General features: G+C 55.1%; 17 protein-coding genes. 16 read left to right on the top strand and 1 reads right to left on the bottom strand.

Features of this window, described 5'->3' with window-relative positions:
* The 8 genes from CHH28_RS14960 to prpF all read left to right on the top strand — a co-directional run bounded on the left by CHH28_RS14960 (position 1) and on the right by prpF (position 8921).
* On the top strand, positions 1–978 hold the full coding sequence (locus CHH28_RS14960) for an alpha/beta hydrolase (protein ID WP_094061065.1): 978 nt from the start codon (positions 1–3) through the stop codon (positions 976–978).
* Between the two features lie 31 nt (positions 979–1009).
* A complete protein-coding gene (locus CHH28_RS14955) occupies positions 1010–1633 on the top strand; it encodes a hypothetical protein (RefSeq protein WP_094061064.1) in 624 nt (207 codons plus the stop codon).
* A gap of 2 nt (positions 1634–1635) precedes the next feature.
* Positions 1636–2127, top strand: coding sequence for a ribonuclease E activity regulator RraA (gene rraA, locus CHH28_RS14950; protein ID WP_094061063.1), 492 nt, complete (start codon positions 1636–1638; stop codon positions 2125–2127).
* 168 nt (positions 2128–2295) lie between these two features.
* Positions 2296–2961 carry a GntR family transcriptional regulator gene (locus CHH28_RS14945; protein ID WP_094061062.1) on the top strand — a complete coding sequence of 222 codons (666 nt, stop codon included), beginning with the start codon at positions 2296–2298 and terminating at the stop codon, positions 2959–2961.
* Positions 2958–3836 (top strand): methylisocitrate lyase, encoded by an 879-nt coding sequence (gene prpB, locus CHH28_RS14940; protein WP_094061061.1) that lies wholly within the window; start codon positions 2958–2960, stop codon positions 3834–3836. Before CHH28_RS14945 ends, prpB begins: the two co-directional genes overlap by 4 nt.
* Positions 3837–3842: 6 nt before the next feature.
* Positions 3843–4970 carry a bifunctional 2-methylcitrate synthase/citrate synthase gene (gene prpC, locus CHH28_RS14935; RefSeq protein WP_199244109.1) on the top strand — a complete coding sequence of 376 codons (1128 nt, stop codon included), beginning with the start codon at positions 3843–3845 and terminating at the stop codon, positions 4968–4970.
* Between the two features lie 46 nt (positions 4971–5016).
* A complete protein-coding gene (gene acnD / locus CHH28_RS14930; RefSeq protein WP_094062101.1) occupies positions 5017–7611 on the top strand; it encodes a Fe/S-dependent 2-methylisocitrate dehydratase AcnD in 2595 nt (864 codons plus the stop codon).
* Between the two features lie 122 nt (positions 7612–7733).
* Positions 7734–8921: a 2-methylaconitate cis-trans isomerase PrpF gene (prpF, locus tag CHH28_RS14925; protein ID WP_094061059.1), complete on the top strand. Its 1188-nt coding sequence runs from the start codon at positions 7734–7736 to the stop codon at positions 8919–8921.
* A gap of 103 nt (positions 8922–9024) precedes the next feature.
* Here prpF and CHH28_RS14920 read toward each other — a convergent pair whose 3' ends face one another.
* Positions 9025–12405: an Rne/Rng family ribonuclease gene (locus tag CHH28_RS14920; protein WP_094062100.1), complete on the bottom strand. Its 3381-nt coding sequence runs from the start codon at positions 12403–12405 to the stop codon at positions 9025–9027.
* Between the two features lie 405 nt (positions 12406–12810).
* Here CHH28_RS14920 and CHH28_RS14915 point away from each other — a divergent pair, with 405 nt between their 5' ends.
* The 8 genes from CHH28_RS14915 (at position 12811) to fabG (ending at position 19011) form a co-directional block, all read left to right on the top strand.
* Complete coding sequence (locus tag CHH28_RS14915) at positions 12811–13800, top strand: RluA family pseudouridine synthase (protein ID WP_094061058.1); 990 nt, start codon at positions 12811–12813, stop codon at positions 13798–13800.
* Positions 13797–14450 (top strand): HAD family hydrolase, encoded by a 654-nt coding sequence (locus CHH28_RS14910; protein ID WP_199243920.1) that lies wholly within the window; start codon positions 13797–13799, stop codon positions 14448–14450. The genes CHH28_RS14915 and CHH28_RS14910 overlap by 4 nt, the downstream gene beginning before the upstream one ends.
* Complete coding sequence (locus CHH28_RS14905) at positions 14443–15420, top strand: S49 family peptidase (protein ID WP_094061057.1); 978 nt, start codon at positions 14443–14445, stop codon at positions 15418–15420. Before CHH28_RS14910 ends, CHH28_RS14905 begins: the two co-directional genes overlap by 8 nt.
* A gap of 30 nt (positions 15421–15450) precedes the next feature.
* Positions 15451–15984 carry a YceD family protein gene (locus tag CHH28_RS14900; protein ID WP_094061056.1) on the top strand — a complete coding sequence of 178 codons (534 nt, stop codon included), beginning with the start codon at positions 15451–15453 and terminating at the stop codon, positions 15982–15984.
* A 25-nt stretch (positions 15985–16009) separates the two neighbouring features.
* Positions 16010–16195: a 50S ribosomal protein L32 gene (rpmF, locus tag CHH28_RS14895; RefSeq protein WP_094061055.1), complete on the top strand. Its 186-nt coding sequence runs from the start codon at positions 16010–16012 to the stop codon at positions 16193–16195.
* 1 nt (position 16196) lies between these two features.
* On the top strand, positions 16197–17198 hold the full coding sequence (gene plsX, locus CHH28_RS14890; RefSeq protein ID WP_094061054.1) for a phosphate acyltransferase PlsX: 1002 nt from the start codon (positions 16197–16199) through the stop codon (positions 17196–17198).
* A gap of 134 nt (positions 17199–17332) precedes the next feature.
* Positions 17333–18274: an ACP S-malonyltransferase gene (fabD, locus tag CHH28_RS14885; RefSeq protein ID WP_094061053.1), complete on the top strand. Its 942-nt coding sequence runs from the start codon at positions 17333–17335 to the stop codon at positions 18272–18274.
* Complete coding sequence (fabG, locus tag CHH28_RS14880) at positions 18271–19011, top strand: 3-oxoacyl-ACP reductase FabG (RefSeq protein WP_094061052.1); 741 nt, start codon at positions 18271–18273, stop codon at positions 19009–19011. The genes fabD and fabG overlap by 4 nt, the downstream gene beginning before the upstream one ends.
* Positions 19012–19054: the final 43 nt, after the last annotated feature.

Below are 19054 nucleotides of genomic sequence, written 5' to 3'. Positions count from 1 at the left end.
ATGAAAAGCAGCAGTACCTTATTTCCGGTCAGCCTGATGCGCGCGGAGCAGCATCAGGATTTGGCCGAGGATGTGTATCTGGTGAAGCACAATCGCGATCCAGATCGCAGTGTGCAGCTGGCTTTGACTCATCTGAGCTACGCCGATGGCCGTCATCGTGGCGGCCAACCGGTGGTTCTTTTGCACGGCAGTTTTACCAACCGTCGTTTCTGGTGGTCAGATCGCGGTATTGGCTTGGCCCGTTATTTGGTCGAACAGGGTCATGATGTGTGGCTGTTGGATCAGCGTGGTCACGGCTTAAGCCCGCGCAATCTCGATTATCGCAACAATACCTTGCAGCGTTACGTCAGCTTCGACATTGGCGCCATCAACGAATTTATCTCTGAGCGCACGGCGAAAAAGCCGATCTGGATCGGCCACTCCCTGGGCGGCGTCGTTTTGTCGTCAGCCCTAGCGTGCGGCGTGTTGAATCGCTCGTCGGTGCGCAGTTGTGTGCTGCTAGGCACTCAGGCCATTCGCCGGCCTCGCTATTTGTGGTTGCCGCTGCTGGGTTGGGGCTTGCGCCGTTGGATTAAGCGGCGCGGCGAGGTCAGTGGCCAGCGGTTAAAAATTGGTCCAGAGACCGAACCGGCGGGTCTAGTGAACGAATATCTGAAACGCCATGATTGGTTCGGCAGCTGGCAGTTTCGCAGCCCAAAACGCAAGTTAATGCCTGGCTGGCAAGCGTGTGATGTGCCGCTGTTGTCGATGGCTGGTGCAGCCGACACCTCCGACCCGGAAGCGTATTGTCAGCGCTTTGCGGCACTTTACGGTGGGCCATTGCAGTACGTGCGCCTCGGCAAGGCCGAGGGCTTTCAGTGTGATTATGGTCATGTCGATATGGTGGTGAGCCGTCAGGCGGCGGAAGAAGTCTGGCCGTTGATATCCGATTGGTGTCATGGACGCTCGTTGGGAGAGCGTTTTGGCCAGTCGGCGTGAGCATGACCTTGGCCAAAACAGGATGACGAGCATGAATGTTCTGCTGGCAGGTGCAACCGGGCTGACGGGGAGATTTTTGTTGCAACAATGCCTCGACTCCGAACGTTGCACACAAGTATTTGCCTATTGCCGCTCACAGCCTGGTATTCAGCACAGTAAGCTGACATGGTTGAGCTTTGATCGGCAGCCGGACGCTGCCATTGATGTGTTTATGAGCACACTGGGCACTACCCGTAAGCAGTTCGGTGCAAAGGGGTTGGCTTATGTGGATCACGAGTTGGTGCTTCGCTGCGCACAAGCAGCCCAAGCCGCAGGCGCTGGTAGTGCGTGTATTCTCAGCGCCGTAGGCGCCGATGCTAAATCGCTGTTTCTCTACAATCGCATCAAAGGTGACATGCAGCGCGACGTCGCCGCGCTGGGTTTTGAGCGCTTGGCCTTATTTCAGCCCTCGGTGCTGTTAGGTCAGCGTGGTGAGCATCGGCCGCTCGAGCACTTCGCGGGGAAAATCCTGTCTCATCCCGGTTTTGGGCGCTATCAAGCGTTACCAGCTGAAGCTGTGGCTGCAGCAATGTGGCGCGCGGCGCTGCTGCAACACCCCGGCGAGTATTTTTATCAAGTGCCCGATATACAACAACTTAACCAAAGCAAGGAGTGATTATGAGCGATTACGTAACGCCAGATTTGTGCGACGAATACCCGCAGCTGGTGCAAGTGGTGGAGCCCATGTTCAACAACTACGGTGGCCGCGAATCTTTTGGCGGTGAAATCGTCACCGTGAAGTGCTTCGAGGACAACTCCAAAGTCAAAGAGCTGGTCGATACCGATGGCACCGGCAAAGTGATGGTGGTCGATGGCGGCGGTTCGCTTCGTCATGCCTTGTTGGGCGATATGCTGGCCGAGAAAGCCGCCAGCAATGGCTGGGAAGGCATCATCATTTACGGCTGCATCCGCGACGTTGACGTGATTATGGAAACCGATCTCGGTGTGCAAGCGTTGGCGACCAATCCGCTAAAGACCGACAAGCGTGGCTTGGGCGATGTTAACGTCGAAGTGAAATTTGGCGGCGTGACCTTTGTCCCTGGGCAGTTCGTTTATGCCGACAATAACGGTGTGATTGTCTCGCCCGAGGCGCTGTCGATGCCAGCGTAAAGCGCATCGCCAAAGGAATGGTCGACAAAGCCGGCGAATTGCCGGCTTTTTTGTGCCTGTAAACCCGGTCTAAGGCTTGGGTTGTATACAATCCTATTCGCTTTTACTTGAAATCTGCATTCTGAGGCGTATTCTGAGGCCATCACTTTGCAGATTGTCGACAAACTCATGGCCGATAGCGCAACCCTGTCAGAGAAAGTCTTTGCTGAGCTCACCACCGCCATTGTGCGTGGTGAGCTCAAGCCGGGGGATCGTTTGTCGGAGCAGCAGCTGGTGGAGCGTTACGGTGGCAGCCGTGCGCCGATGCGCGAGGCCATACAAAAGCTGGAGGCGCGCCATCTGGTGGTACGCATTCCCCATGCCGGTGCTCGGGTGGTATCGCTTAGCTTGGCAGAACTGCGTGACATATACGAAATACGGGTCGAGCTGGAAAGCATGGCCTGTCGCCTTGCTGCACAGCGCATGCCCGATGACGAAATTGCCGAGCTGCAGGCGTTGCTTAAGCAACATGAGCAGAGCATTCAGCAAGAACAGGGCTTGGCTTATTACCAAAAAGCCGGCGATTTGGATTTTCACTATCGCATTGTGAAAGGGAGCTGCAACGCACGCTTGCATCAAATGCTGTGTGGCGAGCTGTACCACCTAGTGCGCATGTACCGCTATCAAACCTCCACCAGCAACAAACGCCCGCAGCAAGCATTAATCGAACACCAACGCATCGTTGAGGCTATCAGCGCACGCGATGCCGAACTCGCCGAATTATTAATGCGCCGTCATATTCAGACGTCGCTGATCAATCTTGAACACCGTCTAGAACAGGAGGGTCAAGCATGACTCCAGGTCAGAAATTTAGGCAAGCACTGGCTGACAACCAGCCGCTGCAAATCGTCGGTACCATCAATGCGTACGCCGCCATGATGGCAGAGCGTATTGGTCATCAGGCGATTTATTTATCCGGTGGTGGGGTGGCCAACGCCTCCTATGGTTTGCCGGATTTGGGCATGACCTCGCTGAACGATGTGCTCGAAGATGTGCGCCGCATTACCTCGGCGTCTCAATTACCGCTGCTGGTGGATATCGATACTGGCTGGGGCGGCGCTTTTAACATTGCCCGCACCATTTCAGAAATGGAAAAGGCCGGTGCAGCGGCGGTGCACTTAGAAGACCAGGTGGCGCAAAAGCGCTGTGGCCATAGACCCAATAAAGAAATCGTCTCCAAAGCCGAAATGGTCGACCGCATTAAAGCGGCGGTGGATGCGCGTACTGACGATAGCTTTTTCATCATGGCGCGCACCGATGCCTTTGCTCAGGAAGGTTTAGAGGCCGCCATTGAGCGTGCACAGGCTTGCGTTGAAGCCGGTGCCGACGGCATTTTTGCCGAAGCGGTAAAAACCGAAGAGCACTACCGTGCCTTTGCCGACGCCCTGGACGTGCCAATCCTCGCCAATATCACCGAATTTGGCCAAACCGAATTGTGGAATCGTGAGCAATTAGGCGAGTGGGGCGCTGCCATGGTGTTGTATCCGCTCAGTGCTTTCCGTGCCATGAACAAAGCGGCAGAAACAGTCTACAAAAGCATTCTGGATGAGGGCGATCAGCGCAAAGTGGTCGACATGATGCAGACCCGTATGGAACTGTACGATTACCTCAATTACCACGATTTTGAAAACAAGCTCGACGCTTTGTTCGCCGAAGGCAAAAACAAATAAAGGAGAATTCTTGTGGCTAAACAACTCAGTGGCGCTGGCCTGCGTGGCCAAGTGGCAGGCAAAACCGCATTGTCGACGGTGGGTGTGTCGGGCTCTGGTCTGACCTATCGCGGTTACGATGTTAAAGAGCTGGCAGATAAGTGCCAGTTTGAAGAAGTCGCCTATTTGATTTTAAAAGGCGAGCTGCCCACTCAGGCGCAGCTCGACGACTACAAAGCCAAGTTGAAATCGTTGCGCACACTGCCGCAGCCGTTAAAAGAAGTGCTGGAGCGTATTCCAGCATCGGCGCACCCAATGGATGTGATGCGCACCGGCTGCTCTATGTTGGGTAACTTAGAAACCGAAGACAGCTTTGAGCAGCAGCAAGAAGCGACGGATCGTATGCTGGCGCTGTTCCCAGGCATGATTAATTACTGGTACAACTTCAGCCACAAGGATAAGCGCATCGACGTTGACACTGACGCCGATTCCATCGCTGAGCAATTCTTGTGGACCTTGCACGGTGAAAAACCGTCCGAGCTGCATACTCAGGTAATGCATGCATCTTTGATTTTGTACGCCGAGCACGAATTTAATGCCTCTACCTTTACCGCTCGTGTGTGTGCATCCACTTTAAGTGACATGCACTCCTGTGTGACCGGCGCCATTGGTTCGCTGCGTGGCCCGCTGCATGGCGGTGCTAATGAAGCGGCAATGGAGCTGATTGAAGGCATGGAAAATCCGGACGATGCTGAGCAAAAATTGCTGGGCATGCTGGAACGCAAAGAAAAAATCATGGGCTTTGGTCACGCGGTTTACAGCGAATCTGACCCGCGCAACGCCATTATTAAACTCTGGTCTGAAAAGCTGGCCCAGGAAAACGGCAACACCTCGCTGTACGACATTTCTGAGCGCTGTGAAGCCGTCATGTGGCGCGAGAAAAAATTGTTCTGCAATGCCGATTTTTTCCACGCCTCGGCTTACAACTACATGGGCATTCCGACCAAGTTGTTTACCCCGATTTTTGTCTGCAGCCGTCTGACGGGCTGGGCTGGGCATGTGATGGAGCAGCGTGCTGATAACCGCATCATTCGCCCCAGTGCGGAATACACCGGCGAAGAGTTGCGTCCAGTGACCGCCATAGCCGACCGATAATTCTAAAAGCACCGGCTAGGGCCGGTGCTGCTTGATGAGCCTGATTATGAATACTGAATACCGCAAGTCACTGCCTGGCAGTGACGTCGAATTTTTTGATACCCGGGCGGCCGTCGAGGCCATTAAGCCGGGTGCCTACGACGGTTTGCCATACACCTCGCGCATTTTGGCCGAGCAGTTGGTGCGTCGCTGTGAGCCCGAGGCGCTAACTGATTCATTGCGCCAGTTGATTGAGCGCAAGCGTGAGCTGGATTTTCCTTGGTATCCGGCTCGAGTGGTATGCCACGATATTTTGGGGCAAACGGCGCTGGTCGACTTAGCCGGTTTGCGTGACGCCATCGCTGACAAGGGCGGTGACCCAGCCAAAGTTAACCCAGTGGTGCCAACACAATTGATTGTGGACCACTCACTGGCGGTGGAATGCGGTGGCTTTGACCCAGACGCTTTCGATAAGAACCGTGCCATTGAAGAACGTCGCAATGAAGACCGTTTTCATTTTATCGATTGGACCAAAACCGCGTTTGATAACGTCGATGTGATTCCAGCGGGTAACGGCATCATGCACCAGATTAATCTGGAGAAAATGTCGCCTGTGGTGCAGGTGCGCGACGGTGTTGCTTTCCCTGACACCTGTGTCGGCACCGATTCGCACACGCCGCATGTTGATGCGTTGGGCGTGATTTCCGTGGGTGTCGGTGGCCTGGAAGCGGAAACCGTGATGCTGGGCCATCCGTCGATGATGCGCTTGCCCGACATTGTCGGTGTTGAACTGACCGGTAAACGCCAGCCTGGCATTACCGCCACCGATATCGTCTTGGCATTAACCGAGTTTTTGCGCAAAGAGCGAGTAGTAGGCGCCTATTTGGAGTTCTTTGGTGACGGTGCACGCAGCTTAACCATCGGCGATCGTGCCACCATTTCCAATATGACCCCGGAATACGGTGCCACAGCGGCCATGTTCTACATCGATGAGCAAACCATCGACTACCTCAATCTAACAGGCCGTGAGCCGGAGCAAGTGGCGCTTGTGGAGCAGTACGCCAAGCACACAGGCTTATGGGCCGATGCTCTTGTTGATGCTCAGTATGAGCGGGTATTGAGCTTTGATTTGTCGAGCGTTGGGCGCACCATTGCTGGTCCATCAAATCCGCACGCCCGCGTCGCTACTAAAGATCTGGCGGCCAAAGGCATTGCTGGCAACTTAGAGCAAGCACGCGAGCAAGAAGCTCAAGGCTTGATGCCGGATGGCGCGGTGATTATTGCCGCCATTACCTCTTGTACCAACACCTCCAACCCGCGCAATGTGGTGGCCGCAGGCTTGTTGGCGAAAAAAGCCAATGAGCTTGGGCTAGTGCGCAAGCCTTGGGTGAAATCCTCCTTTGCACCGGGCTCTAAGGTGGCGCGCACTTACCTGGAAGAAGCAGGCTTATTACCAGAGCTGGAAAAGCTCGGCTTTGGCATTGTGGCGTTTGCGTGCACCACCTGTAACGGCATGTCAGGCGCATTAGACCCAGAAATTCAGCAGGAAATCGTCGATCGTGACCTGTACTCCACTGCGGTGTTGTCGGGCAATCGCAACTTTGATGGCCGCATTCATCCGTATGCCAAGCAGGCGTTTTTGGCATCGCCGCCTTTGGTCCTGGCTTACGCTTTGGCTGGCACGGTGCGCTTTGACATTGAGCAAGACGTATTGGCAGTGGTGGATGGCAAAGAGATTCGCTTGGCGGATATTTGGCCGTCGGATGAAGAGATCGATGCCATCGTTAGCGAGCACGTTAAGCCGCAGCAGTTCCGCGATGTGTATATCCCGATGTTTGACCTCGGTGATATCGAAAAAGCCCCGAGCCCGCTGTACGACTGGCGTGAAATGAGTACCTATATTCGTCGCCCGCCGTATTGGGAAGGCGCCTTGGCAGCAGAGCGCACGCTAAAAGGCATGCGCCCGCTGGCCTTGCTGCCGGATAACATCACCACCGATCATTTGTCGCCGTCGAATGCCATTCTGGCCGACAGTGCGGCTGGCGAGTATTTGGCCAAGATGGGGCTGCCGGAGGAGGACTTTAACTCCTACGCCACCCACCGTGGTGATCATTTGACGGCTCAGCGTGCCACGCTTGCCAACCCCAAGTTGATGAATGAAATGGTGTGCGACGAACAAGGCAAGGTCGTACAGGGCTCGCTGGCGCGCATTGAGCCAGAAGGCAAGGTGGTGCGCATGTGGGAAGCCATCGAAACCTATATGCAGCGCAAACAGCCGCTGATCATTGTTGCCGGCGCCGATTATGGTCAGGGCTCATCACGTGATTGGGCGGCCAAGGGTGTGCGCTTGGCGGGCGTTGAAGTGATCGTGGCGGAAGGCTTTGAGCGCATCCATCGCACCAACCTGATTGGTATGGGTGTATTGCCACTGCAGTTTAAGCCAGGTACCACGCGCATCACGTTGGGCTTGGATGGCACGGAAACCTTTGATGTTCTGGGTGAGCATCAGCCCGGCGGCGAGCTGACCTTGGTGATTCACTATGCTGATGGTCGTGAGCAGCAAGTGCCGGTGATCTGTCGCTTGGATACTGGCGAAGAGGTCACCACCTATCAAGCCGGTGGTGTGTTGCAGCGCTTTGCCAAAGAGTTTCTGCAGCAGTAGCTCTATGGCTTAAACAACAGGGCGGCTCAGGCTGCCCTGTTTTCCTTGGGTGAGCCCGCTCACCCATTTTTCGTTCTGGGTGGCAATGCTGCCCAGCGTTTGATTTTACGCGAGATGGCATTATGTCCCTTTCTTCCGATAGCCCTCAAATTCGCATCCCCGCTACCTACATGCGTGGTGGTACCAGCAAGGGCGTTTTCTTTAATATCAAAGACTTACCATCTAAAGCTCAGCAGGTAGGTGAGTATCGAGACAAGTTGCTGCTGCGTGTCATTGGCAGTCCGGACCCTTATGGCAAGCATACCGATGGTATGGGTGGTGCGACGTCCAGTACCAGCAAAACCGTATTGTTGGATAAAAGTGCCCAAGCAGACCACGACGTCGATTATCTATTTGGCCAGGTGGCCATCGACAAGCCCTTTGTTGATTGGTCGGGCAACTGTGGCAATTTAACCGGCGCCGTTGGAGCCTTTGCCATTAGCCAGGGGCTAGTAGACGCCGAGCGCATACCTGAAAACGGTATTTGCACGGTGCGCATCTGGCAGAAGAACATAGAAAAAACCATTATCGCCCAGGTGCCGATAAAAGACGGTCAAGTGCAGGAATGTGGTGATTTTGAGCTCGATGGCGTGACCTTCCCGGCGGCAGAGGTGGTGATTGAGTTTCTCGATCCAGCCGATGGCGAGGGCGCTATGTTTCCGACCGGCAACCTGATCGATCGCCTGGAGGTGCCGGGTGTGGGTACTTTTGATGTCACCTTGATTAACGCCGGTATTCCTACTGCTTTTGTGCGGGCCAGTGATATTGGCTACGGCGGCTCTGAGCTGCAGGATGATATCAATAACGATGAAGCGGCACTGCAGCGCTTTGAAACCATTCGCGCTTATGCGGCCGTTAAAATGGGTTTAATTAGCGATGTCAGTGAAGCGGCTGCGCGTCAGCATACGCCGAAAATCGCCTTTGTCGCGCCGCCTGAGGCTTATGTTGCTTCCAGTGGCAAGCAAATTGGCGCTGGCGATATCGACTTGCGCGTACGGGCGCTGTCGATGGGCAAATTGCACCACGCCATGATGGGCACGGCGTCCGTGGCCATTGCTACTGCTGCCGCAGTGCCAGGTACCTTGGTGAATGAAGCGGCTGGCGGCGGTGAGCGGCGTGAGGTGAATTTTGGTCATCCGTCGGGCACGCTCAAGGTCGGTGCAGAAGCTATCGAAAAAGACGGCCAATGGAGTGCCAGCAAAGCCATTATGAGCCGCAGTGCGCGGGTATTAATGGAAGGCTGGGTAAGGGTGCCACCGGCGCAGCTTTAATAGCGTTAGCTTTGCCGCTGTCGCAATCTAATTCTGTCGCAAAACGAAGACATAAAAAAACCGGCGCTTAGCGCCGGTTTTTTTTATTGCAGTGCCGAGTGCCTTAACGGCTATGCTCGGTATCGCTTTCAGCCTGTGGTTGGGCTTTGGCTGGCTCGGCGTCCACCTTGGCTGTGTCTGTAGCCGGTGTTTCCGCGTGAGTCTCGGCCTGGTTGCTACCAGCGTCCGAGTTTTCAGCATTAGAAGCAGCATCTTCAGCAGTGGCTGGCTTCGCTGCTTCGGGCTTTTCAACTACAGAAGGCTTCTCTGCTGCAGGTGCTTCCTCAGCTAAAGGCGTTTTTTCAACTGAATGCGCTTCGGCCGTTACACTAGCGTCGCCACCTTGCGCTGCACTGGCTTCAAGCTGGTTGCGAGGATCGTTGGGTGCGCGACCTGCGGCACGGCGACGGCTGCGGCGTGGGCGGCTGACTTTGCCATTGTCGACAGTGTCAGCAGTCACGTCGCTGTTGTCGTCAGACTTTGGCGCATCATCGTTGCTCTTGCCTGTTGCAGCCTCAGGTGCAGATTCAGCCACCACCGGTGCTGCAGTTTTTGCCTCTGCCTTGTGGCCAGCATTGTCGCCACCAGTCGCTTCGGCGGTTGGCTCTGATTTAGGTGCAGCCTTGCGTTGCGAACGACGTGGGCGGCGCGGTTTTTCTTCCGCTTTGCTGTCGCTCGTGGCTCCGGTGTCTGCCGCCGCTTCGCCTTTGTCAGCCTTGGCCTGTGCTTTGGCTTCAGGGACTTCGGTTTGAGACGGCTGGGTTTCTGTTTTGGCAGCTACCTTATTGTTGTCTGACGCTTCGTCAGTGGCGACCGTGTCTGATGTATTGCTAGCCTCGACTGCACCTGCTGATTCTTTGTTGCGCGAATCTGCTTTGCTGCGCGAGCGACGTGTACGGCGGCGACCTTTGCTGCCAGCTGACTCGTCAGTTTCTGTCGTAGCTGATTCTGACGTTGCGGCTGGCTCTTTGTCGGCTGATTGAGTGTCAGAAGATTTCGCCTCAGCTGCTTGAGCAGGTGCTTTTTCTTCGACAGCTTGGTTGTCAGCGGATGGCGCCGCTTCTGCTGGTTTTACAGCATCATTCTTTGCTGTGCTGTCAGCGGTGTTGTCGCTTGCAGTAGCGTCGCTATTGTTAGCATTCGCTTGGCTTTCTGCTGTATCACGCGGTTTTTCGCTGCGATTGCGACGACGTGAACGACGTGGACGACGCTCTGTGCTTTCTGCTTCTGTGCCGGCTGCGCTGTTGTCTGGAGTCGCAACGGCTTCAGTGCTTTCAGTTTTGCCTTGTTGGCCAATGACAACGGTATCCGGCTCGTCACTGAAGTCAGGCTTGTTAGGGCGCTTGCGCGTGCTATTGCCTTGGCTACGGTCGCGGCGCGGCGCTTTGTTGTCGCCACTGGACTTGTCGCTGGCTGCTTTGTTGCTGCGATGATCCACGCGCTTTTCATCGCTCTGATTGTCACGTGCGGTGTCGCGTTGATTGCCGCGAGCGCTGTTGTCGCGCTGACTGTCACGTTGGTTGTCGCGCTTGCTGTTACGCGCAGGCTTGTCACTCTGGCGCTCAGACTTATCATCGCTCTTATTCGGGCGCGCCGACTTGGCGTTGTCCTGGCGGCTGCGCTCTGAACGATTGTCGTTGCGACGCTCTTTATTGGCGTTGTTGCCATTGCGACGGTTGTTATTGCCTTTGCTGCCCTGGCGCTGGCCTTTGTTTGGCTTGCTGCTGGGCTGTTTGGTCGCTGGCGTGCTGTCTTCTTCGCTGCTTTCAAACAAGGTGCTGAGTGCAGAGCTCAGGCGTTTAAAGAAGCCTGGCTTTTCTTCCGCTTCAGCCACGGGTGCTTGCGCTGGCGCTGGTGCTACCGCTTTGACGGCAGCACGCTGTGGCTTAATGTTGTCGCCGTCGGCCAAATCAATACCGTACTCTGGCTCGCCGCCTTCCAGCTTCTGCTCGTAGCTGATTTCATCAATCAAGGTGTCGTCTGGGCGCAGGCGCTGTACTTCGAAGTGCGGTGTGTCCATGTGTGGGTTGGGCAGGATCATCACGCGAGTGTCGTGACGCTGCTCAATTTCACCAATCAAGGCACGTTTTTCATTCAGCAAGAAGCTAGCGACCGGGTTTGGTACCACGGCGCGCACTTGGCCGGTGTTTTCTTTGGCGGCTTCTTCTTCGATGAGGCGCAAAATAGACAGACCAACGGACTGAATGCCGCGAATCACACCGGTGCCATTACAACGTGGGCACACGTGGCCGCTGGTTTCTTCCAATGACGGGCGTAAGCGCTGGCGCGACATTTCGATCAAGCCAAAGCGAGAGATGCGGCCAACTTGTACGCGTGCGCGATCCAGCTCCAGAGCGCCCTTGAGGCGGTTTTCGACTTCGCGCTGATTCTTGTTCGACATCATGTCAATAAAGTCGATGACCACCAGGCCACCCATGTCGCGCAGACGCAATTGGCGGGCGACTTCATCCGCGGCTTCCAAGTTGGTATTCAGCGCGGTTTCTTCAATGTCCGAGCCTTTGGTGGCGCGCGCGGAGTTGATGTCGATCGACACCAGTGCCTCCGTCGGATCAATAACGATGGAGCCGCCGGATGGCAGCTTCACTTCGCGTTGGAAGGCGCTCTCTATTTGGCTTTCAATTTGGTAGCGATTGAACAGAGGGACGCTGTCTTCGTAGCGCTTGAACTTGTTCTGGAACTGCGGCATGACACGACTGACGAAATCCAAGGCTTCTTGGTACGCCTCTTCGGTATCGATCAATACTTCGCCGACGTCCTGGCGCAGGTAGTCGCGAATAGCGCGCAGAATAACGTTGCTTTCTTGCAGCAGCAGGGTAGGTGCGGCGTTTTCATCGGACGCGGTTTTGATCGCATCCCACAGCTGCACAAGATAGTCGAGGTCGCGCTGTAGTTCTTCAGAGCTGCGACCAATGCCGGCGGTGCGCACGATCACGCCCATGCGATCTGGGACGCTGACGCCTTTCATCGCTTCGCGCAGCTCGGTGCGTTCATCGCCTTCAATACGACGTGAAATGCCACCGGCACGGGCGTTGTTTGGCATCAACACTAAGTAACGACCAGCCAGGCTGACTTGTGTGGTCAGGGCTGCGCCTTTGTTGCCGCGTTCTTCTTTATCGACCTGGACAATGACTTCTTGCCCTTCTTTCAACACCTCTTTGATGTTGATGCGGCCAGGGCCTGGGTCTTTGATGAAGTATTCGCGGGCGACTTCTTTGAGCGGCAAAAAGCCGTGACGCTCGGCGCCGAAGTCAACAAAAGCGGCTTCTAGGCTGGGTTCTATTCGGGTGATTTTGCCCTTGTAGATGTTGGACTTTTTCTGCTCCCGCGCACCGGTTTCGATGTCGAGGTCGTACAGTTTTTGCCCATCCACCAGGGCGACGCGCAACTCTTCAGTTTGAGTCGCATTGATTAGCATTCTTTTCATGCCGTTTGTATTGCTCATGTGAGCAACTCGGCGCCTGGCAATGCCGACGTTGCGGCCACTACCAAAATGTTTATGGGTGCTTTGCTTACCGAAGCCAGTTGGGCGTTTCGGTCCTAATCGCAGTGGTGCTCCACTTGGTTGGGCACCGACACTGTCCATAATTTGATAATGCGAGATGCCAGCGCGCGTTGCTGCTTGGTTTATCTCACTCAGCGTTGCAAGCAACGCCTGAACTTGGTTGTTCGTGCGGAAGAGTGTCTTCTTGTCTGCATCTTCCTTATACTATGCCGCTTTTCGGCGGGCTTGAGCGCATCTGATCTATCGGATGTACGGGCGCGTCAAACCGTCGCCGGACTATAGCAACATTGCTGACTGGCGGCAAACACCGCACTTATCGGACATTGCATGGTGCCACCAGAGTTAGACACCAGTCAGGTTTCCTGGCTGAGCATCACTGAGGCAAATGCTGGGCAGCGCCTGGATAATTTTTTGCTCTCTACTTTAAAAGGTGTCCCTAAGACACTGATTTATAGAATAATTCGCAAGGGCGAGGTGCGCGTTAACAAGAAGCGTGCGAAAGCCGATACGCGTCTGCAGGACGGCGACCAGCTGCGTATCCCGCCGCTGCGCCTGCCGCAACGTGGTGAAACACCGCCGGTATCGACCGTGCTGCGCGATAAGTTGGACGGCGCCATTGTTTACGAAGACGAAGCCTTGCTGGTGGTGAACAAGCCATCGGGCTTGGCGGTTCACGGCGGCAGTGGCGTTAGTCTGGGCATGATCGAGGCGCTGCGCAAAATGCGCCCGCAGCATCAGTTTTTGGAGTTGGTGCATCGGCTGGATCGTGACACCTCCGGCCTAGTGCTGGTGGCCAAGAAGCGCAAGGCACTGACCGTGCTGCAGCGCATGCTGGCAGACAAACAAGGCATTGGTAAGTTTTACTTGGCGCTGGTGCACGGCCAGTGGCCACAAGTGAAATCGGTGGATCTGCCACTGCTGCGCACCGAGCGTCAGTCAGGCGAGCGGGTGGTGCGGGTTAGCGATGAAGGCAAGTCGGCTCTGACTCGTTATCGGTTTATTTCTTCTGGCGGCCACTACAGCCTGGTACAGGCGGAGCCTGTTACAGGGCGCACCCATCAGATTCGGGTGCATTGTTTGACACAGTCGTGCACCATCGCTGGAGATGTGAAGTACCGCGATGTAGCCGAGCAGTCGGTAGACGAAAAACACAAGGTCGCGCGCTTGTGTTTGCACGCTTGGCGCTTGGTATTTCGACACCCGCTCAGTGGTGAATGGCTGGACTTGCAAGCCTGGCCGGATGCGGAGTTGGGTGCATATCTGGGGCGCTTGTCTGGCGGTGACGGTTGGCGACAACAACTTGAGGAGTGGTTGTGAAGTACGAGTTGGTGGTGTTTGACTGGGACGGCACTTTGGTCGATTCAACCGGGCGCATTGTTGATAGCATGCAGCGCGCGGCGGCGGCGCAGGGATTGGCCACTGTGTCTGACTTTGCGGTGCAGAATATTATTGGCCTGGGTTTACCAGAAGCGTTGGAAACTCTGTGGCCTGGCATGGGGGCTGAGCAGCAAGCGGCAATGACGGAAGTCTATGCGCGTTATTTTGTATCAGACAGCTCAGTGTCGATGGATTTTTTCCCCGGTGCTCATGCGCTGCTGGACCGTTTGCGCGCCAGTGGACGCAATTTGGCGGTGGCTACTGGAAAAAGCCGTCGTGGTCTTGATCGCATGTTGCACGGGCTGGATGTTGGGCGCTATTTTGCTGCCACCCGCTGCGCCGATGAAACCGTATCCAAGCCCGACCCTTGCATGTTGAACGAGTTACTGCAGGAGTTGTCTGTGTCTGCGGATCGTGCCTTGATGGTGGGCGATACCACCTATGATTTGGAGATGGCCAGTGCTGCCGGCGTCGCCTCGCTGGCCATGACCCATGGCGCGCATGATGAGGCGATATTGCGCCGTCATGGCCCGGTGGCGGTGTGTCACAACCTGAATGAATTAAACAACTGGATAGAAAACAATGGATGATATGAACAGAAGTAGCTCATCCCGCCCAGCAGACGACAGCAAAGAATGGCGTCTGATTGAAAAGGTGTTGATGGACATGCAGGGCGAGCAGCGCAAAGCGCGGCGCTGGGGCATCTTCTTTAAAAGTCTGACTTTTTTGTACTTGATTGCGATTCTTTGGATTGTGCGCATGCCGGTGGAGGAGGCGGCCACGGTCGGCGGCGGTGATTCCTACGCAGCGGTAATCGAGGTGAATGGCCCCATCGCTGCAGACCAGGATGCCAGTGCCGATCTGATTGTCGGCTCGTTGCGCAGTGCGTTTAAAGACGAAGCTGCGTTGGGTGTCATTTTGCGCATCAACAGCCCAGGTGGCAGTCCAGTGCAAAGCGGCTATGTCTACGATGAGATCAAGCGCTTAAAAGAAACGCGCCCGGATTTCCCTGTGTATGCCGTGATTATGGATATTGGTGCGTCTGGGGCCTATTACATCGCAGCGGCAGCAGACGAGATTTATGCTGATAAGGCCAGCTTGGTGGGCTCGATTGGCGTAGTCGGCTCCGGTTTTGGTTTCGTCGATGCGATGGAAAAGTTGGGTGTGGAGCGCCGTTTGTACACCGCCGGCGAGCACAAAGGCTTTTTGGACCCATTCTCGCCAGAGAATCCGGAAGAGCGTGAGTTCTGGGGCAGTGTACTGAATGTGACGCACCAGCAATTTATTAATCAGGTGAAAGCGGGGCGTGGTGATCGCTTGGCATCGGACCCTGATTTGTTCAGTGGTTTGGTTTGGTCGGGTGAGCAGGCGCTGGAGTTGGGCTTGATTGATGGTTTGGCATCGAGCAGCCAAGTGGCGCGTGATAAACTCGGCACCGAAGAGTTGGTAAACTTCACTCATCAGCCACACCCGTGGGAAGAGTTGGTTCGCCGCTTTGGTGCCAGTATTGGTAGTGGCTTTGCGACCGTGCTGGCCAACCCTTCATTGACCTTGCGTTAAATAATTTTGACAGAGAGCAGTTGCATACCTATGATATCGCGCACTATGGCAGAGGCTCAACTTCCGAAGCGGGTTGATGCGGCTAAATTAGTCGATAGTAATCAACAATTTAGCGCGCAAATCGACAGTCAAAAGCTGGGTCGCCTGTTGGCAGCGGTAGAACGCTGTGAGCAGCCAGTGGATTGTCATATCGAGTTTTTCAGAGATGCTGAAAATCACCGCGTTCTGAAAGGCCAATGCAAAACTCAAGTGACCATGCAGTGTCAGCGCTGTCTGGGCTCCGTGTCACTTGAGGTGGAAAGCGAATTTGAGCTGGGGCTGGTGTTTGACGACGAGCGTGCAAAGCAATTGCCGCGTCGGTTGGAGCCGGTGATCGTAGACGAAGACGGTTACTTCGATCTTTGGCAGGTGCTAGAAGACGAAGTATTGTTGAGTCTGCCACCGTTCCCACTTCATCCGCAGGATGAGTGCCAATTAAAGCAGCCCGAGCCAGACACGAATGCCGAACCAGAAGTCGAGCGTGAAAATCCGTTCAGTGTTCTGGCTCAGCTAAAAAAGAACTAGCGACTGATATATCTAGGAGCCAACCATGGCGGTTCAAAAAAACAAAGTGACTCGTTCAAAGCGCGGTATGCGTCGTTCTCACGATGCTCTGGACAGCGGTGCCGTTGCCCTGACTACCGATCCAACGACTGGTGAAACGCATCGTCGTCACCACGTAACGCTCGACGGTTTTTACCGTGGCAAAAAAGTCGTGGAGACTGGCAACGACTGATATGTTTACCATTGCGGTAGATGTCATGGGCGGGGACTTAGGTCCCCGCGTTGCGTTTAAGGCCTGCCGAAAGTGGCTCGCCAACGAATCCAAAGACAGCCAGTTATTGTTAGTCATGACGGCTGATCATCAACAGCAAGCGCAAGAGCAGCTGGCCGATTATTCGGGTCGTGTTCGTTTTGTGTTGGCTGACTCTGTTATTTCCATGTCTGACTCGCCGGCCCAGGCGCTGCGTCACAAAATATCCTCCACCATGGCAATGGCGCTGCAACTGCACGCCGATGGCGAAGCCGATGCGGTTTTATCCGTCGGTAATACCGGTGCATTAATGGCGCTGGCGCGTCAGCGCTTAGGAATGTATGCCGATTTTGACCGCCCGGCGTTAGCCGCTTGCTTACCGACCAGACAGCGTCCGGTGTTGATGTTGGATCTAGGCGCCAATCTGGATTCCAGTGCGCAGCAATTAGAGCAATTTGCTGCCCTCGGTTTGGCATGGCAAATGATGCAAGGCAATGCCGCGCGGCGCATGGCGCTATTAAATATTGGTCAGGAGTCTTGCAAAGGCACCAGCACGATAAAAGACGCGGCCGAGCGATTGCGTGAGCGCTGGCCGGAGCAGTTTGTCGGCTTTTGTGAAGGTACCGATATCTATACCGGTGAGCTGGATGTGGTGGTGTGCGACGGTTTTGTCGGCAACGTGGCGTTAAAAACCAGTGAGGGATTGTCTTCCTGGTTATCTGAACAAATTCAGCGTGAATTTCAGCGTCATTTTTGGGGGCGGAGTTTTTATCCCTTGCTCAGACCAATTATTGCGCGATTATTGCGTCGTTTTAATGCCAGTCGTTACGCCGGAGCGCTGTTGCTAGGGGTGCAAGGCATGGTGGTAAAAAGCCACGGTAATTCGGACTGGCGGTCGCTGAATAATGCCCTGTGCTTTGTTCACGCTCAGCTGCAACAAGGCGGCCAGGCTGCCTATGCACGATCGCTGGCGTCTTGTCAGTGAGTTAAATTCAACAATATTGTGCAATCCTTCCCATTTACTGTAACAATCCCTGTCCATAGTATGTGCCCCGTCGTGTCTGAGGGCACATGGCTGATCTGAGACTTCAGCCATTCGCAACAAATTAAGGTTGTTTAATGACGGATTTTATTGCTTTTTTTCCAGGCCAAGGCGCGCAGCATGTGGGCATGCTGGCGGAGTTGGCGGAGCAGCATGCAGTAATCAAAGAGACCTTCGACGAAGCCTCTCAAGCCATTGATTTGGATTTGTGGGCGTTGGCGCAAGCCGGGCCTGCGGAAACCTTGAACCTGACCTACAACACCCAGCCGGCGCTATTGACGGCCAGCATTGCGCTGTGGCGTTTGCTGCAGCAGCAAACTGGCGAATTGAATGTCGTTGCGGCGGCGGGTCACTCGTTGGGCGAATACAGCGCTTTGGTCGCGGCCGGCGCCGTCGATTTTGCCACTGCAGTGCGTTTGGTGAAGCGCCGCGGTGAGCTGATGGACGCGGCCGTGCCTGCCGGAGAAGGTGGCATGGCTGCTGTGCTGGGGTTGTCAGAAGAGCAGATCGATACCCTGTGCCAGCAAGTGCGAGAGCAGGGCTTAGTAGAGCCTGCGAATTTTAACGCGCCGGGGCAGATTGTGATTGCCGGCGAGTCCGCTGGAATTGCTGCGGCAGTGACGGCCGCTAAAGAGCTGGGTGCCAAGCGTGCATTGCCGCTATCAGTGAGTGGCCCGTTCCATTCGAGCTTAATGAAGGCGGCTGCCGGCGAGTTCGAAGCCGAGCTCAACGCTGTAGAGTGGCGTGCGCCAAAGTTTGATGTTTATCACAATGTGGATAATGCACCAGCGCCAGCGAATGAAATAGCCGCTAAGTTGCTGGCCCAATTATACAGCCCGGTGAACTGGACTGGCGCGGTTCAGGCGTGTCGCAGTAGCGCCGAGCTGGCCATCGAATTTGGCCCAGGCAAGGTGCTTGCTGGGTTAAATAAACGCATTGATAAAAGCTTGATCACCAAAAATACCGCTGACGAGGCGCTGTTTGCAGGCGCGCTAGAGGCGCTAAAGGAGACCGTATGACGGATGCAAAACTGGCTCTGGTGACTGGGGCTTCACGGGGGATTGGTGCTGCCATTGCGGCAATGCTGGCGCAGCAGGGCTACCGCGTGATCGGCACGGCGACCAGCGATGCCGGTGCCAGCGCGATACGCGAGACGTTGCAAGCGTATTCCGCCGACAACGATGCCCTGGTGTTGAACATTGCCGACGCGGAGCAAACGGACGCAGCATTGAAGCAATTGTTGGCCGACATTGGCACACCGGCGGTGGTGGTTAATAACGCCGGTGTCACACGGGATAATTTGTTCCTGCGTTTGACCGAGGACGACTGGCAGACGGTTATTAACACCAACTTGAACGGTGTTTTCCGTGTTTGCAAAGCACTGTCCAAGGCCATGATCAAGCAAAAACATGGCTCGATCATTAACATCAGCTCAATTATTGGCACCACAGGTAATGCTGGGCAAACCAATTACGCAGCGGCTAAGGCTGGCTTGGAAGGCTTTACCCGCTCGTTGGCGCAGGAAGTGGCCAGTCGCAACATTCGTGTCAACTGCGTGGCGCCAGGATTTATTCAAACCGATATGACGGATGTCTTGCCTGACGGGCAAAAAGAGGCCATCCTAGCGTCGATTCCGATGAAGCGCTTCGGTCAGGTAGAGGATATCGCCGCTGCCGTCGCGTTTCTGGCCGGTGATGGCGCACAGTACGTAACAGGTCAGACCATTCATGTGAATGGCGGCATGAATATGGGGTGAGGTCATTGCTGACCCTCAGGAAAAACTGAAACGGTAGGAACTA

It is taken from the genome of Bacterioplanes sanyensis (genome assembly GCF_002237535.1).
In the GTDB taxonomy this organism is placed as follows: domain Bacteria; phylum Pseudomonadota; class Gammaproteobacteria; order Pseudomonadales; family Oceanobacteraceae; genus Bacterioplanes; species Bacterioplanes sanyensis_A.
The sequence above is the reverse complement of the archived record's forward strand: the minus strand, read 5'-3'. Positions and strand labels throughout refer to the sequence as shown.

Bases quoted from the DNA above. Each gene is read 5' to 3' on its own strand.
- CHH28_RS14960 (WP_094061065.1), top strand. From the start codon at position 1: ATGAAAAGCAGCAGTACCTTATTTCCGGTCAGCCTGATGCGCGCGGAG.
- prpF (WP_094061059.1), top strand. From the start codon at position 7,734: ATGTCCCTTTCTTCCGATAGCCCTCAAATTCGCATCCCCGCTACCTAC.
- CHH28_RS14900 (WP_094061056.1), top strand. From the start codon at position 15,451: ATGATATCGCGCACTATGGCAGAGGCTCAACTTCCGAAGCGGGTTGAT.
- CHH28_RS14905 (WP_094061057.1), top strand. From the start codon at position 14,443: ATGGATGATATGAACAGAAGTAGCTCATCCCGCCCAGCAGACGACAGC.
- acnD (WP_094062101.1), top strand. From the start codon at position 5,017: ATGAATACTGAATACCGCAAGTCACTGCCTGGCAGTGACGTCGAATTT.
- CHH28_RS14915 (WP_094061058.1), top strand. From the start codon at position 12,811: ATGGTGCCACCAGAGTTAGACACCAGTCAGGTTTCCTGGCTGAGCATC.
- CHH28_RS14920 (WP_094062100.1), bottom strand. From the start codon at position 12,405: ATGAAAAGAATGCTAATCAATGCGACTCAAACTGAAGAGTTGCGCGTC.
- fabD (WP_094061053.1), top strand. From the start codon at position 17,333: ATGACGGATTTTATTGCTTTTTTTCCAGGCCAAGGCGCGCAGCATGTG.
- CHH28_RS14945 (WP_094061062.1), top strand. From the start codon at position 2,296: ATGGCCGATAGCGCAACCCTGTCAGAGAAAGTCTTTGCTGAGCTCACC.
- prpB (WP_094061061.1), top strand. From the start codon at position 2,958: ATGACTCCAGGTCAGAAATTTAGGCAAGCACTGGCTGACAACCAGCCG.
- fabG (WP_094061052.1), top strand. From the start codon at position 18,271: ATGACGGATGCAAAACTGGCTCTGGTGACTGGGGCTTCACGGGGGATT.
- rraA (WP_094061063.1), top strand. From the start codon at position 1,636: ATGAGCGATTACGTAACGCCAGATTTGTGCGACGAATACCCGCAGCTG.
- rpmF (WP_094061055.1), top strand. From the start codon at position 16,010: ATGGCGGTTCAAAAAAACAAAGTGACTCGTTCAAAGCGCGGTATGCGT.
- CHH28_RS14955 (WP_094061064.1), top strand. From the start codon at position 1,010: ATGAATGTTCTGCTGGCAGGTGCAACCGGGCTGACGGGGAGATTTTTG.
- plsX (WP_094061054.1), top strand. From the start codon at position 16,197: ATGTTTACCATTGCGGTAGATGTCATGGGCGGGGACTTAGGTCCCCGC.